15 protein-coding genes and 1 riboswitch are annotated in these 14931 nt (G+C 67.1%); of the genes, 9 read left to right on the forward strand and 6 right to left on the reverse strand.

The genetic code is table 11. The features are described 5' to 3' along the window. Window positions 1-70 precede the first annotated feature (70 nt). From LF63_RS03700 to LF63_RS03715, 4 genes are all read right to left on the reverse strand, one after another. Window positions 71-673, reverse strand: a complete 603-nt coding sequence (locus LF63_RS03700) for a TetR/AcrR family transcriptional regulator (RefSeq protein ID WP_043099717.1) — start codon at window positions 671-673, stop codon at window positions 71-73. A gap of 1 nt (window position 674) precedes the next feature. Then, entirely contained in the window at window positions 675-1742 is a 1068-nt protein-coding gene (locus LF63_RS03705) for an alpha/beta hydrolase family protein (RefSeq protein WP_043099718.1), read from the reverse strand. Window positions 1743-1903: 161 nt separating this feature from the next. After that, entirely contained in the window at window positions 1904-2485 is a 582-nt protein-coding gene (locus LF63_RS03710; RefSeq protein WP_043099720.1) for a TetR family transcriptional regulator, read from the reverse strand. 5 nt (window positions 2486-2490) lie between these two features. Continuing rightward, the gene (locus LF63_RS03715) at window positions 2491-3489 is read right to left on the reverse strand and encodes an aldo/keto reductase (protein WP_043099722.1); all 999 of its coding nucleotides are present in this window, start codon (window positions 3487-3489) and stop codon (window positions 2491-2493) included. A 162-nt stretch (window positions 3490-3651) separates the two neighbouring features. On the opposite strand from LF63_RS03715, the gene glyA reads away from it, so the two are divergent. The 4 genes from glyA to ribD all read left to right on the forward strand — a co-directional run bounded on the left by glyA (window position 3652) and on the right by ribD (window position 6955). Next, entirely contained in the window at window positions 3652-4905 is a 1254-nt protein-coding gene (gene glyA, locus LF63_RS03720) for a serine hydroxymethyltransferase (protein ID WP_043099723.1), read from the forward strand. Window positions 4906-5010: 105 nt separating this feature from the next. Beyond that, window positions 5011-5529: a transcriptional regulator NrdR gene (nrdR, locus tag LF63_RS03725; protein WP_043099724.1), complete on the forward strand. Its 519-nt coding sequence runs from the start codon at window positions 5011-5013 to the stop codon at window positions 5527-5529. Next, window positions 5526-5873, forward strand: coding sequence for an antibiotic biosynthesis monooxygenase family protein (locus LF63_RS03730; RefSeq protein WP_043099725.1), 348 nt, complete (start codon window positions 5526-5528; stop codon window positions 5871-5873). Before nrdR ends, LF63_RS03730 begins: the two co-directional genes overlap by 4 nt. A gap of 26 nt (window positions 5874-5899) precedes the next feature. Further along, window positions 5900-6955, forward strand: a complete 1056-nt coding sequence (ribD, locus tag LF63_RS03735; RefSeq protein WP_043103085.1) for a bifunctional diaminohydroxyphosphoribosylaminopyrimidine deaminase/5-amino-6-(5-phosphoribosylamino)uracil reductase RibD — start codon at window positions 5900-5902, stop codon at window positions 6953-6955. 22 nt (window positions 6956-6977) lie between these two features. On the opposite strand, the gene LF63_RS03740 is transcribed toward ribD, so the two are convergent. Both LF63_RS03740 and LF63_RS03750 read right to left on the reverse strand, forming a co-directional pair. After that, window positions 6978-9344 (reverse strand): CocE/NonD family hydrolase, encoded by a 2367-nt coding sequence (locus tag LF63_RS03740; RefSeq protein WP_081945072.1) that lies wholly within the window; start codon window positions 9342-9344, stop codon window positions 6978-6980. A 105-nt stretch (window positions 9345-9449) separates the two neighbouring features. After that, a complete protein-coding gene (locus LF63_RS03750) occupies window positions 9450-10367 on the reverse strand; it encodes a LytTR family DNA-binding domain-containing protein (protein ID WP_081945073.1) in 918 nt (305 codons plus the stop codon). A gap of 501 nt (window positions 10368-10868) precedes the next feature. Beyond that, window positions 10869-11013, forward strand: a riboswitch (FMN riboswitch). A 132-nt stretch (window positions 11014-11145) separates the two neighbouring features. Between LF63_RS03750 and LF63_RS03755 the strand changes: the two genes are divergently transcribed. The 5 genes from LF63_RS03755 to nusB all read left to right on the forward strand — a co-directional run bounded on the left by LF63_RS03755 (window position 11146) and on the right by nusB (window position 14931). After that, window positions 11146-11787 carry a riboflavin synthase gene (locus LF63_RS03755; protein ID WP_043099728.1) on the forward strand — a complete coding sequence of 214 codons (642 nt, stop codon included), beginning with the start codon at window positions 11146-11148 and terminating at the stop codon, window positions 11785-11787. 26 nt (window positions 11788-11813) lie between these two features. After that, window positions 11814-12905, forward strand: coding sequence for a bifunctional 3,4-dihydroxy-2-butanone-4-phosphate synthase/GTP cyclohydrolase II (ribBA, locus tag LF63_RS03760; protein WP_043099729.1), 1092 nt, complete (start codon window positions 11814-11816; stop codon window positions 12903-12905). Between the two features lie 96 nt (window positions 12906-13001). Beyond that, window positions 13002-13958, forward strand: coding sequence for a muramoyltetrapeptide carboxypeptidase (gene ldcA / locus LF63_RS03765; protein ID WP_043099731.1), 957 nt, complete (start codon window positions 13002-13004; stop codon window positions 13956-13958). Window positions 13959-14017: 59 nt separating this feature from the next. Continuing rightward, a complete protein-coding gene (ribH, locus tag LF63_RS03770; RefSeq protein WP_043099733.1) occupies window positions 14018-14479 on the forward strand; it encodes a 6,7-dimethyl-8-ribityllumazine synthase in 462 nt (153 codons plus the stop codon). A gap of 5 nt (window positions 14480-14484) precedes the next feature. Next, window positions 14485-14931, forward strand: coding sequence for a transcription antitermination factor NusB (gene nusB, locus LF63_RS03775; protein ID WP_043099735.1), 447 nt, complete (start codon window positions 14485-14487; stop codon window positions 14929-14931).

Genomic DNA, 14931 nt, shown 5'->3' on the forward strand with positions numbered 1-14931 from the left:
CCACTCATTATAGCGGGTTGCGCGGCATTCCGATGACGCCGGGCGCGTGGATTTTGGCCGGAGGGCAGTCTCAGGAAGCCTTCGGGCCGGCCGCGTCGAACAGTGTGCCGGCCGTGCGCGCATGCAGCGAGGCAGCGTCGAAGCCTTCCGGCAGCATGCCGGCGATTTCCAGCATGACCGCACCATGAAGCGCGGCCCAGATCTGGTGTCCGAAGATGGGAGCGTCGGCCTCGACGATGCCTTCCTCGATCATCACGTCCACATGTGCGCGAATGGTGCGCCACATGCGTTCGTGCGCTTTCTTGTAGGCGGGGTCGTCGCGTCGGGTTTCCGGATATTCGAACATCAGCCGATAGGTGGCCGTGTTCTCGCGGGCGAAGGCGATGTAGGCGTCGCGTACGGCGATGCTGCGCGCGTGGCCGTCGCCGGGCGTGTCCAGCGCCTGTTCCAGCGCTTCGGAGAAGCGGTTCAGACCGCGCACGCGCACCGCCGTGATGATCGCTTCCTTGTTGTCGAAATAGCGGTAGGGCGTCATGGTGCCGACGCCCAGCTCGCGGGCCAGCCGCCGCAGGGTGACGGCGGCCGGGCCTTCCTCCACGTACAGGTGTGCAGCGGCCTTGCAGAGCCGCTCGCGGAAGGCTTCGGTTTCCTGTTCGCTCAGTGCGCGCGGCACGTCAGAGGCCCTTCACGCCCAGGGTCTTGCGGAAGAACGCCAGGGCGTCGGCATCGACCTGCGCATGCACCTTGGCGCGGTCCACGCCGGGCGGGTCGGTGCACAGCGGACGGATGTCCCGGGCCAGTTCGGCCGAGCAGGGCGACAGGAACACCCAGTGATCGGCATGCGGCACCTGCTTGATCGCGTAGAGCGTCTTGATCAGCGGGGCGATGTGCCTGGCATTGGCTTCCGGCGGCAGCACGCTGTCGTGCTGGCCGTAGTAGAGAAAGATGGGCGTGCGCACGTGATCGAAGCCGTGCTTGCCGAAGATCAGGCTGAGCGGCGCCATCGCAAAGACCGCCTTGACGCGTGGATCGGCTGTCGCGCCGTAGCGGCCCAGTTGTCCCTGCATGTCCTCGAACACCTGAGTCGGCGTCTTGCCCTGTCGTGCGGCTGCCGCTTCGAATTGCCTGCGCTTGCCGCACACTTCGTTGTCCTGCCGGTAGCGATCGCAGAAGGCGATGAAGCGGCTGAAGCGCGGCCGGGCTCCGGCCAGCATCAGACCGGTGTATCCACCTGCCGAGAAGCCGGCGACGCCGATGCGGTTCGGGTCGATCAGGCGTTTCCAGCGCGGATCGTGGAGCAGCATGGTGATGACGGCCTTCACCTGTATCGGACGGCCGGCGAGCACGTCGATCGTGCCGACCTTGCTGGTGTCGCGGAAATAGTCGCCGAGTTGATTGAACGTGGCCACGACGAACCCGTGACTGGCCAGGTACGTGGCCAGGTCGTGATGCCCCAGGTCGCTGCCGCCGTTGCCGTGCGAGATCACCACCATGGGCCTGGCGCCCGGGATCGCCGGGGCGTTCGGGGTGGCCGCCACGTTGTAGGGGCCGAGGGGCGTCGTGCCTCGGACCGGCTGCGTCGACGGGTAGAACACATACCCGTCCGCCAGTTTGCCGCTGACCGGGTCGGTGACCTTGATGGCCGATATGCCGACACCGGTGATGCCGGAAGCCAGTGCGGACAGGGGAAAGAGCAGGGCGAACAGGAGAGTGAGCCGGGACAGCGTGCGTGCGGTCGACATGGTGAGAGCCGTGAGTGAATTGTCGTACATTGTACGGTACGTCGTACGTAATATGCGTGCAAGCACCCGGTAGAGGATGGCCATGTCTTGCGGAGTTCACGCGTGGCGGCGGCGGTGACGGGCTTCCGCTGCCCGTCGTGTCCCGAATCGCGCAGCGCGATTCAGCCGCGCAGGCCGCGCAGCAGGGTGTCCAGCACGGACTCGAAGGCGGCGTCTTCGCCGGGCTGCTGCCACAGGTAGGCCATGGCTGGATGATGGAAGCGCACGGTGGCGTCGAAAACGGCCAGCGCCGCAGTGACCGGATCGGTCTCGGCGAAATCGCCACGGGCCATGCCATCGGCCAGGATGCGCTGCAACTGCCCCGTCATCTCGGCGACATGTTCGTCGACGACCTCGCGCGCCTCGGCAGCCAACGCGCCGTAAGTGGCGAACAGCTCCGGTTCGTCGACGACCTTGGCGCGTTTGCAGTTGCGCAGCGTGCGCAACCAGTTCGCCAGGCGCTCCGGCGGCGTGCCCGGGCCGTCGGCAACGGCGGCCAACTGCGCGTCGATGCGCTCCAGCCAGGCGCGCAGGATCGCGTCGCGCAGCGCCGCCTTGCTGGCGAAGTGGCGGTACACGGTGCCATGGCTGACCTCGAGCGCGCGCGCCACGTCCACCACGGTGGCCTTGGTCGGGCCGTACCGTCGAAGCACCTCCTCGGCGGCTTCGAGAATGCGTTCGCGGGTCAGTGGCGCGTCTGCCATCGGAGTTATTTCTCGCTGTCGAGCGTGGCCATCTGCGGCTTGGCGTAGCGTTCGCCCGCCGCGGCATCGCGCGGCACCGCCGACTCGATGGCTGCCAGTTCATCTGCGCCCAAGTGTACGTCGAGCGCGGCCAGCGATTCCTGCAGACGCGAGCGGCTGCGCGCGCCGACCAGCGGCACGATGTCCGCGCCGCGCGCCAGCACCCAGGCGATGGCGATCTGCGCCACGCTGACGCCCTTGTCCTCGGCGATCGCGCGCAGCTTTTCGACCAGCGCCAGATTGTGTTCCAGGTTCTCGCCCTGAAAGCGCGGGCTGTGCTGGCGGAAGTCGCGCGCATCGGTGTCGCGGTTCTTCGTCCAGTGCCCGCTGATCAATCCGCGCGCGAGCACGCCGTAAGCGGTGATGCCGATGCCCAGCTCGCGGCAGGCGGGCAGGATGGCGTCCTCGATGCCGCGCGAGATCAGCGAGTACTCGATCTGCAGATCGGCGACGGGCGTGACCGCATGCGCGCGACGGATCGTCTCGGCACCGACTTCGGACAGGCCGGCCTGACGCACGTAGCCGGCTTCGATCAGCTCGGCGATGGCGCCCATGGTGTCCTCGATCGGCACGTTCGGGTCCAGGCGCGCGGGGCGGTAGATGTCGAGGTAGTCGGTACGCAGGCGCTTCAGCGAATAGGCCACGGCGGTCTTCACCGCCTGCGGACGGGCGTCGTAGCCCAGCCAGGCGCCGTCCGGGCCGCGCTGCGCGCCGAACTTCACGCTGAGCTTGTAGCGCTCGCGCGGGACGCCGGCCAGGGCTTCGCCGAGCAGCATCTCGTTGTGGCCCATGCCGTAGAAGTCGCCGGTGTCGAGCAGATCGATGCCGGCGTCGAGCGCGGCATGGATGGTGGCGATGGATTCGCGGCGGTCCGGCGCTTTGCCGTACAGGTCGGACATGCCCATGCAGCCCAGGCCGAGCGCGGAGACCGAGGGACCGTGGGATGAGAGGTCGCGTCGTTGCATGCGTGATCTCCAGAGGTGGTGGAGGTGGAGGCGCAGCATGTCGCAATGAATGACAAAAATCAATATTTGTCATTCATGTTATGCCGACAAGGCCGGTCGGACCCTGCTTCGACCCGCGCAGGACCGCTATACTTGGTGCTTTGCACACCACGGAACCCCAGTATGTTCGCCAAATCCATGACCATCGCCGGTTTCGACGACGCGCTCGCCAAGGCCATCGCCGACGAGGCGCAGCGCCAGGAAGACCACGTCGAGCTGATCGCTTCGGAAAACTACGCCAGCCCGCGCGTCATGGAAGCCCAGGGGTCCGTGCTGACCAACAAATACGCCGAGGGCTATCCCGGCAAGCGCTACTACGGCGGCTGCGAATACGTCGACGTCGCCGAGGCGCTGGCGATCGATCGCCTGAAGGCGTTGTACGACTGCGACTATGCCAACGTGCAGCCGCACTCTGGTTCGCAGGCCAACCAGGCGGTGTACTTCGCGCTGCTGCAGCCGGGCGACACCATTCTCGGCATGAGCCTGGCGCACGGCGGCCATCTGACCCACGGCGCCAAGCCGAACCTGTCCGGCAAGATCCTCAACGCCGTGCAGTACGGCGTGAACGATCAGGGTCTGGTCGATTACGACGAAGTCGAGCGCCTGGCCGTCGAACACAAGCCGAAGATGATCGTCGCCGGCTTCAGCGCCTATTCGCAGGTGCTGGACTGGGCGCGTTTCCGCGCCATTGCCGACAAGGTGGGCGCGTACTTGTTCGTGGACATGGCGCACATCGCCGGTCTGGTCGCCGCGGGCGTGTACCCGAGCCCGCTGCCGCACGCGCACGTGGTCACCTCGACCACGCACAAGACCCTGCGCGGTCCGCGCGGCGGTCTGATCGTGGCCAAGAACCCGAGTGAGGAACTGGTCAAGAAACTGCAGTCCATCGTCTTCCCCGGCATCCAGGGCGGCCCGCTGATGCACGTCATCGCGGCCAAGGCAGTGGCCTTCAAGGAAGCGCTGGAACCGGGCTTCAAGGCCTACCAGCAGCAGGTCGTGACCAACGCCAAGGCGATGGCGAAGACGCTGATGGCGCGCGGTTACAAGGTCGTCTCCGGCGGCACCGAGAACCATCTGGTGCTGGTCGACCTGATCGGCCGCGACCTCACCGGCAAGGATGCGGAAGCCGCGCTGGGTCGCGCCCACATCACGGTCAACAAGAACACCGTGCCCAACGACCCGCAGTCGCCGTTCGTGACCTCGGGCCTGCGCATCGGCACCCCGGCGGTCACCACGCGCGGCTACACCGAGGCCGACTGCGTGGAGCTGGCCGGCTGGATGTGCGACGTGCTCGACGCGCATCAGGACGAAAGCGTCATCGCCGCCGTGCGCGAGAAGGTCACGGCGCAGTGCAAGAAGTATCCGGTGTATGGATAAGCGGCCGGGATTCGTCATTCGGGATTCGATATTCGTGCACGCGCACGAATCCGACCTCCCGCTTTTGCGAATCCCGAATCCCGAATCCCCGATCACGGCACCTTGATGCATTGCCCGTTCTGCCAGCACGAAGACACGCGCGTGATCGACTCGCGCCTTGCCGACGACGGCGCCACCGTGCGCCGCCGTCGCGAGTGTCCGTCCTGCGGCGAGCGCTTCAACACCTTCGAGACCGCCGAGCTGAAGCTGCCGGCCATCGTCAAGAGCGACGACCGCCGCGAGACCTTCGACGAGCGCAAGCTGCGCGTCAGCTTCCAGCGCGCGCTGCAGAAGCGTCCAGTGGCCAGCGACGATGTCGATACTTCCGTGCACACCATCATCAACGACCTACGTCGCAGCGGCGAGCGCGAGGTGGCTTCGCGTCAGGTCGGCGAACTGGTCATGCGCGAGCTGAAGAAGCTCGACCAGGTCGGCTACGTGCGCTTCGCTTCGGTCTATCGCCGCTTCGAGGACGTGCACGCGTTCCGCGAGGAAATCGAGAAGCTCGAGCGCGATCTGCCCGAGCTGCAGGGACTGCAACTGCCGCTGCTGGGCGAGGCGGGCAAGCGCGGCGAGAAGTCGTGAACGTCGCGGCCGGCCGCGGCGGCTTCGTCGTCATCTACCGCTGGCGTCTGAAGCCGGGCTTCGAGGCCGATTTCATCGCCAACTGGCAGCGCATCACGGATGCGGCGCGGGCCGAAGGCTCGGGCGGCTCCTCGCTGTTCCGCGCCGAGGACGGCAGTTACGTGGCGATTGCCCGGTGGCCGTCGCGCGCGGCGCGCAAGGCATTTTTCGACCGCTTCGATGCGCGTGCCGATGCGCAGGGCGCCGCCATGCAGGCGCGCGCCGAAGCCGCGGTGCTCGAACGTCTGCCCGCGCTTGAAATGGATGCATTGATCGACGACTGGGCGCTGGAGGAGATCGTGTGAACTTCAGCGCACTCGATCACGCGCTCATGGCGCGCGCGCTGCGCCTAGCCGAGCGCGGCCTGTACACGACCCAGCCGAACCCGCGCGTCGGCTGCGTCATCGCGCACGGCGAAGAAGTCGTCGGCGAGGGCTGGCACGAGCGCGCCGGCGAGCCGCATGCCGAGGTGTATGCCCTGCGCGACGCCGGTGAGCGCGCGCGCGGCGCGACGGCCTACGTCACATTGGAACCCTGCGGTCTGCACGGCCGCACGCCGCCGTGCGCCGATGCGCTGATCGCGGCGGGCGTGGCGCGCGTGGTGATGGCCTCCGAGGACACCTCGCAGGCGGTCGGCGCGGGGCTGCAGCGTCTGCGCGATGCGGGCATCGTGGTCGAGGCGGGCCTGATGCGCGACGCCGCGCGCGAACTCAACATCGGATTCTTCCATCGCATCGAGCGCGGGCGACCGTTCGTGCGCGTGAAGCTGGCGATGAGTCTGGACGGCCGCACCGCGCTGGCCGACGGCACGTCCAAGTGGATCACCGGCGAAGCGGCCCGCCACGACGTGCAGCGCTGGCGCGCGCGCAGCTCGGCGATTCTCACCGGCAGCGGCACCGCGCTGGCCGACGATCCGCGCCTCACGGTGCGCCTGGACGACGTGCCGCACGTGCCGCCGCTGCGCGTGGTGCTGGATCGCGCCCTGCGCACCCCTCGGGGCGCAAATCTGCTCGACGGCAGCGCGCCGACGCTGGTGCTGCACGGGCCCTTGGCGACACCCGATCAGCGTTTCGATGCGGTCGAATGCGCCGAAGTGCCGGAGACCGACACCGGCCTCGATCTGGATGTCGTCCTCGGCATGCTCGCCGGACGCGGCGTCAACGAATTGCATGTCGAGGCGGGCCCGACACTCTGCGGTGCACTGTTCGCCGCCGGCCTGGCAGACGAACTGCTGCTCTACGTCGCGCCGGTGCTGCTCGGCGATCGCGCGCGACCGCTGATGGCGCTGCCACCGCTCGACGACATGGCGCGGCGGTGGCAACTGGCGGTGCTGGATCGGCGTGTGCTGGGCGAGGACTTGCGGTTGAGGTTGCGACCGAAGTCCTGACGCGATCGCGGGCGATCCTTCGCTACGGGGTCTCGTGTTTTGGCGGGAGGTGGCTTGCAGGCGGCGGGGCGCCGCGCCAGAGCGGAATGTCGAGCGCGCTGTCGCCGTGCCACAGCAGTTTCAGCGGTGTTCCTGCATCGGCGAGACGCTCGTCGCTGACATCCTTGCCGGTTCCGTAGTTGATCTGCGCGAAAGGCGTCTTGATCACGCTGAGCACCGCGATCAGGCGGCTTCCCTTGCGCAACTGGCGGCTGGTCAGGCGTCCTGCAGTGAAGTCGAGCCGAGTGCGCGCACCGGGTGTGAGCAGGTGCCGCGTCGTGCGGTCCTTCACGTAGCTGGCGCGCGCCATGTAGTACGAGAGTCGGACGTAGCGGCCGTCCGGGCGCTGCTCATAGAGATCCACTTCGAAGTCGAAATCGCGCTTGTTCGCGGTGACATCGAAATGCCCCTCGAACAGGCCGCTGAACTGCACGTCGTGTCGGAACGGTGCGCTTTCAAAGACCAGGCCGTTCCAGCGGTCGATCCTGCGGGTGACGATGCGGCCGAATTCGGTGAAGGGATCCTGCTTGTCGCGTTCGGCCAGATCGACTGTCAGCGGCGTGACCGCATCGTGTCGAGGCGTCGCGGCAAGACGATGGCGGCTCCCCGGGCTTCGCGCCGGACGCAGGAAAAAACGTCGCTCTTCATCGTGCATGGCTGCGATGGATTCGGTGTGCCGCCAGGTGTTGGCCCCCATGACCTCGAAGTTGACCCGACTCTTCAGTACGGCCGGTTTGGGGCCGTGCTTGAACACATAGTCGAACCAGGCGTAGCGGAGGGCGCCCAGATCGATGTGCGCGACCGGGTCGATGCGGTAGCCATCGATGACGTCGCGCGGTTCGCCCAGCATGTCGATGGTGCCGCGCTGCCCGGCGACATGATCGTAGGGGCCGATCAGGAGGTAGCTCTCGGCGTTCGGTGCGTACCTGCGTTGCTGGCGGTAGTAGTACAGCGCACTGATCTGGCCGCCGTCGTAATAGCCCGTCGTGGTGAGGACGGGGATGTCGATCTTCGCGAAATCCTTGCGGTACGGAATCATCGACCGCCAGTAGCCGTCGTAGGACGGGTGGTCGAGCCAGCGTTCGAAGGTCGGATTGGGCGTGCCGTCGATCCGCGGCAGGTCGCGGTAGGGCTTGCCCTCGGCATACCAGCGCCATTGCATTCGTCGCCAGCGTGCCTGGTCGGTCAGCATGCGGTTGTTCACCGTCTTGTTGGTCAACGTATACAGCGGCCAGTAGTAGGCGAAGGTCTGGAACACGTTGCCTTCCATCGGGACGTCGATCCCCGGTGCGGCAGCGACCGAGGGCATCAGCGCCTTCAGTGCCCGCGGCAGATGCTTGGCCGCGGCCCATTGGGTGAAGCCCTCGTAACTGCCGCCGTACATGCCCACGCGGCCATCGCTCCACGGCTGGCGTGCGATCCAATCGATGACCGCGTCGGCATCCCGGCCATCGTGCTCGTAGGCCACCGGCCTGTCCGGGCTGTGCGCCTTGCCGCGTGTGTAGCCTTCCACGCCGACATAGCCGTTCGCCGCGCTGCGGCGCGCCTCGCTCAGGCTGAATCGGGGATCGGCGTAGATGGTGAAGTTGAGCAGTGCGGGTAGCTTGTCATGCGTGTTGCGGGGGCGAACGACCAGCACCGAGATGCTGGCGCCGTCATGGGTCTTCACCTGTACTTTGCGGATCCGGTACCGGCGGGCATCCTCGGCGTCGATCAGCGGCCTCGCGTATTGCTGGAAGGCGAGATAGGCGTCATACAGCTGGTAGGCGCGCACCAGCGCGATGGCGTCGGTGACGGACAACCGGGATGACTTCCTGGCCGTGTCCAGGGCCTGCCTGAAACGTTCCGCGAAGGGGTAATAGACCGGATTGAGGTCGATGGCGCGCACGACCAGACTGGCTGTGCGGTTATCCAGAGGTGTCACCACCTGGTGGAACGCGTCGGCAAAGCGTGGCGCGGACAGCGGCCCGTGCGCGCGTGCCAGGGCGAGGATGACGAATGGCAGGTCACGCGCGTCTGCCTGCATGGCGTGGCGGCGCAATCGAAGCTGCCGCAGGGCAGCCAGCGTTGCCCGAGCCTGTTCCGGCTTGCCCGCCACGGACAGCAGCCGGAACCGGTTGTCGAGACGGGTCTCCCGGTCCCGAGCGGGGTCGCTTTGCCGGAGTAGCGCCCGGGCCAGTGTTCTCATGACCGGCGCCGCCGTCTGCACGGTGACGTCGGACGGCAGCCGGAGCGTCGGTATTGAGGGGGGCGGTGAAAGGGCTCGGTGTGCAAGGGCGGCCGCCGGCGCTGCGCCTGTGCACAGAAGGGCGGTCAGCGTCAGGATGCGGATCGAGAATCTCGGGGGCATGCGGAATCTCCGTGTGGAGGCCGCACGGTAACGACGCCGGTGGCCGCGCCGGAGAAAAATCGGCCAATGGACACGCTCGGCAGGTGAACCGTCACCGGTGTCGGTTCAGAGAATGCGGGTGCGCAGCAGTTGCGAACCCGCGCGGCTCGCCTTGATGGTCTGGCCTGTGGTCATGTGCACCAGCATGCGTCCGCCGCCGGCCGATTCGGCACGCGCGACCCGATGCAGATTCACGATGGCGGACCGGTGCACACGCAGGAATTTGCCTGGATCGAGCGTGCGGGAGAATTCGGTCAGCGTCATCTTCACCAGGTGGGTCTGGTCCGGTGTGGTCACCTCGGTATAGTCGTCTGCACCGGTGATGCAGACGATCCGGTCCAGATCGATCGGAAGAATGTCCTCACCGAGCCGGATGAAGTGTCGCGTCGTTTCATCGGACGGTGATGACAGCAATTCCGATGTGTCTGTACCGGATGCCGGATGGGTGGAGGCCGGAGCCTTGACCGGTCGCCACGTCTGCAGATAGGCAAGCATGGCGATCAGGCCGTAGATCGTCGCGTTCTCCAGCAACTGCCAGGCGCTCGCCCGCGTGGGGAAGGGCGTGACCCTGAAGCTCACCATGGACAGGTCGTTCATCATGCCGAGCAGGATGGTGAGCATCCACAGCGCGAGCACCGAGAACGCCGCGCACAACCCGATGTGTCCCAGCACCTGACGCAGGCCGCTCCCGTGGATCAGCCGCCGAAGAATCAGCCGACGGGCCAGGCCTCCGAAGAGTGCAACCGGGACCGCATTGGCCAGTCCGCCGAGCAGGGCTTCGCCGACCCCCGAGGCGCGCGCAACGTAAAGAGTGACGCTGTATGCGACGAACACGATCACGATGGCGATGGCATCGAACCGGTGGCTGCCGATCGTCCAGTCCGTCGGCGGAACCTCGTCGCGGGCGTCTGAGATTGGGCCCATGTCCGGAGGATCGATCGCAGAAACCGTTTCGTCGGCGCTGGAAGCATGCCGGGGAGTCATGTGCCGAGTTATACCCGTGGCCTCTCTGTTTCAGCAACAGGCAGGGCGGCCGCGGCTTCGAGAGCGCTCTGTTGCCCGGATGCCGCGGGCAGCAAGGCATCGATCGGCAACAGTCGCTCCATCATCTGTGTCGTCACACTTTCGTTGGCGAGAAGCATGTGCCCATGCCGGGCGGTAAGTGCATCTCGCCATGCGGGAGCGACTGGCGAATACGCGGGCAGCGGCGACGGGGATCAGGTTGTCGTTCATGCCGTGCCAGAGGATGCCGCTGCGGCTACACGGCCGATGCACTGATCGCTGAGGACCTGTCGCAGGGCGGGTCGTTGAGCGATTCGCCGGTGCACCAGCTCTGGCTACCCGGCGCCGACCGCGAGTGTCCGGTGCGCTGCCTGGTCGATTTTCTGGCCGCGTCCATGGCCGACGAATGAAACCATGGGCTACCCGGGGCGGCGGGAGACGGAGTGGTTCATGCTATTCTCGCAGAGCCGACCGAGTCGGCATGAACGTCTTCAGGGCGGGGTGGAAGTCCCCACCGGCGGTAGGTGCCACGGCACGAGCCCGCGAGCGCTCACGAGGTTTCGTGAGGTCAGCAGATCCGGTCCAAGTCCGGAGCCGACGGTTACAGTCCGGATGAAAGAAGACGGCCACGTCACTGCCTCGCGCGGTGGCGCAGCCTCGTGCCTTGAGGCGTTTTTCGTCCATCCACACGACGGGAAACGTTTCATGAAAACCATCTCTGCAAGTTCCGCTTGCGCCTTCCGACGGGGAGGGCGCTGACATGTTCACCGGCATCATCCAGGCCGTGGGCCGCGTGCGCGGTCTCGAACGGCGCGGCGGCGACGTGCGTTTGTCCATCGACACCGGCGCGCTCGATCTTTCCGATGTGCAGCTCGGCGATTCCATCGCCGTGGCCGGTTGCTGTCTGACCGCGGTGGCGCTCGATGACGGCGGGTTCGCCGCCGATGTGTCCAACGAGTCGCTGTCGCTGACCACGCTGGGGCGGCTCAAGCGCGGCGATCCGGTCAATCTGGAAAAGGCGCTGCGTCTGGCCGACCGGCTGGGCGGGCATCTGGTGTCCGGTCACGTCGACGGGCTCGGCAAGGTGGTCTCGGTGACCGCCGACGCGCGCTCGCAGCGCTGGACGTTCGAGGTGCCGAAGGACCTCGCGCGCTACATCGCGCACAAGGGCTCGATCACCATCGACGGCACCAGTCTGACCGTGAACGAGGTCGACGACGTGCGTTTCGGCGTCAATCTGATTCCGCACACGGTCGAACACACCACCTTCGCCCAGCGCCGCGTCGGCGATGCCGTGAACCTCGAAGTGGATGTGGTCGCGCGCTATGTCGAGCGTCTGCTCGGCGCGGGCCAGGGCGGCGGCATCGACGCGGATTTCCTGAACAAGCACGGCTTCGCCTGATCGGCGCGAAGCGAGGAACGACGAACATGGCATTCAACACCATCCCCGAACTGCTCGAGGACATCCGCGCCGGCCGCATGGTCGTGATTCTCGACGACGAGGATCGCGAGAACGAAGGCGACCTGATCATGGCCGCATCCATGGTGCGCCCCGAGGACATCAACTTCATGGTGCGCGAGGCGCGCGGTCTGGTCTGCCTGGCGCTGACCGAGCAGCGCTGCCGACAGCTCGGCCTGAAGCCGATGGTCAGCGACAATACCTCACCGTACCACACCAATTTCACCGTCTCCATCGAGGCAGCCGAGGGCGTGACCACGGGCATTTCCGCCTACGACCGCGCGCGCACGGTGCAGGCGGCGGTGAAGGCCGACGCGCGTCCCGCGGACCTGACCCAGCCGGGCCACATCTTCCCGCTGACCGCGCAGCCGGGCGGCGTACTGCGCCGCGCCGGACACACCGAAGCGGCGGCCGATCTGGCCGGTCTGGCCGGGCTGGAGCCGGCTGGCGTGCTGGTCGAAGTGCTGCACGAGGACGGCTCGATGGCGCGGCGTCCGGAACTGGAAGCCTTCGCCGCCAAGCATGGCCTGAAGATCGGCACCATCGCCGACCTCATCAGCTACCGCATGGAGACCGAAAAGACGGTCGAGCGCGTGCACGAGTCCGAGGTCGACACCGAAGCCGGGACGTTCCGTCTGGTGGCCTATCGCGACCTGCTCGATCACGGTCTGCATTTCGCCTTGGTGCGCGGTACGGTCGACGACGACGCGCCGGTGCTGACCCGCGTGCACATGCGCAACACGCTGTCCGACGTGCTGCATCTCAAGCGCGACGACCTGGGGTTGACGGTCACCGCCGCGCTGCGCCGCATCGCCGAAGAGCAGCGCGGCGTGCTGCTGGTGCTGTCCGGTGCGGACACCGCCGATGCGTTGATGGCGCGCCTGGAAGGCCGCGCGCCGCAGCGCGAGGACGAGGATGCGCAGCAGCAGGAATGGCGTCAGCTCGGTCTCGGTGCGCAGATCCTGGCCGACCTCGGCGTGCATCGTCTGCGCGTGCTGGGCACGCCGCGCAAGCTGGTCGGTCTGGGCGGTTTCGGTCTGGAAGTGGTCGAGCATGTGTGAGTCGCTTCGCGCCTTCGTGCGCGCAGGCGTGCGCGCGACGGGCCGCAAGCTGCTAGCCTTTGCCCGAGCGCTCCCCGCACCGACCCCGAACGCGACATGACATCGTCCCTGACCATCCAGCTGGTCGCGCCTTCCGGCTTCGCCGATCCGCAAGCCGTGCAGCGTGGCGTCGATCGCCTGCAGCGTGCCGGGCATCGCGTGCTCGGCGCCGAGGCCGGGTTGCGGCGCTATCTGCGCTTTGCCGGCAGCGACGCCGTACGCGCCGAGGAGATCAATCGCCTGGGCGATCCCGATGTGCCTCTGCCGGATGTGGTGATGGCCGTGCGTGGCGGCTACGGCGCGCATCGCATCCTGCCGCTGCTGGACTACGAAGCGCTGCGCGCGCGGCTGGCCGGCAGCCTGTGCGTGCTGGTCGGTCACAGCGACTTCACGGCCATCAACCTGGCGCTGAACGCGCGCGCCGACGTGGTCAGCTTCGCCGGCCCCATGCTGGCCTACGATTTCGGCGGTCAGTCGACCAGCGGCTTCACCATCGAACATTTCTGGAACACCGTGCGCGCGCCGTCGCGGCGCGTGACGTGGGAGACGCGTGCCGAGACCGGCATCGACGTGCACGGCATGCTGTGGGGCGGCAATCTGGCGGTGGTGTGCAGCCTGCTCGGCACGCCGTACCTGCCGGAGGTCGACAACGGCATCCTGTTCATCGAGGACGTGTTCGAGCCGGTCTACCGGATCGAGCGGCTGCTCTACCAGCTCAAGCTCAGCGGCGTGCTGGATCGCCAGCGTGCGATCCTGCTCGGCGATTTTTCCGGCTACCGCGGCGACGAATACGATCCGGCCTACGATTTGCGCGCCGTGGTCAGTCAACTGCGCAGCATCACCGACGTGCCGGTCATCGGCGGTCTGCCGTTCGGCCATTGCCGCGACAAGCTGACCCTGCCGGTCGGCAGCCGCTCGCGCCTGCGCGTGCACGAAGGCGGGCGCGCGGAGCTGGCCTTTTCCGGGTACCCGTTCCTGGCCGCCGCCGCGCCGGCCGCCCAGTCGGCGATCTAAAAGACGTACAATGGGCGGTCCCGCGCGGGCCTGCCCACGTTCTGGAGCATGAGAGAAACATGAACATCATCGAAGGCGATTTCGCCACGCCGAAAGGCCGTTTTGCCCTGGTGGCCGGCCGTTTCAACGGATTTGTCGTCGAGGCCCTGGTGCAGGGCGCGCGCGACGCGCTGGTGCGTCACGGCGTGGCCGACGACGCCATCGACCTGATCCGCGTGCCCGGCGCATGGGAAATTCCGCTGGCCGCGCGCCGCCTGGCGACGTCGGGCGAGTACGCCGCGGTGATCGCGCTGGGCGCGGTGATCCGCGGTTCCACGCCGCATTTCGACTACGTGGCCGGCGAAGCCGCCAAGGGCCTGGCTGCCGCTGCGAACGACAGCGGCGTGCCGGTGGCCTTCGGCGTGCTGACCACCGACACCATCGAGCAAGCCATCGAGCGCTCCGGCACCAAGGCCGGCAACAAGGGTGCCGACGCCGCGCTGGCGGCGTTGGAGATGGTCAACTTGTACGCGAAGCTGTGACCGCGATGCGTACCGACGGCATCGACCCGGCTGCCCGTTCGCGCTCGCGCCGTCGCGCGCTGCAGGCGATCTACGCCTGGCAGATGAACGACGCCGGCATCGACAAGGTGATCGCGCAGTTCCGTCACGAACAGGACATGGAAGTGGCGGACCTGGAGTACTTCGAGGACCTGCTGAAGGGCGTGGCCGCGCACGTGGCCGAGCTCGATGCCGGCATCACGCCGCATCTGGATCGCCCGGTCGAGCAGGTCGATCCGATCGAGCGCGCGGCGCTGCGTCTGGCGGCCTACGAACTCAAGTTCCGGCCCGACGTGCCGTACCGCGTGGTCATCAACGAGGCGGTCGAAGTGACCAAGCGTTTCGGCGCCGACCACGGTCACACCTACGTCAACGGCGTGCTCGACAAGCTGGCGCAGGACTGGCGTCGGCTGGAGAAGCAGGGCGGCGCCTGA

This window comes from Oleiagrimonas soli (assembly GCF_000761445.1).
In the GTDB taxonomy this organism is placed as follows: domain Bacteria; phylum Pseudomonadota; class Gammaproteobacteria; order Xanthomonadales; family Rhodanobacteraceae; genus Oleiagrimonas; species Oleiagrimonas soli.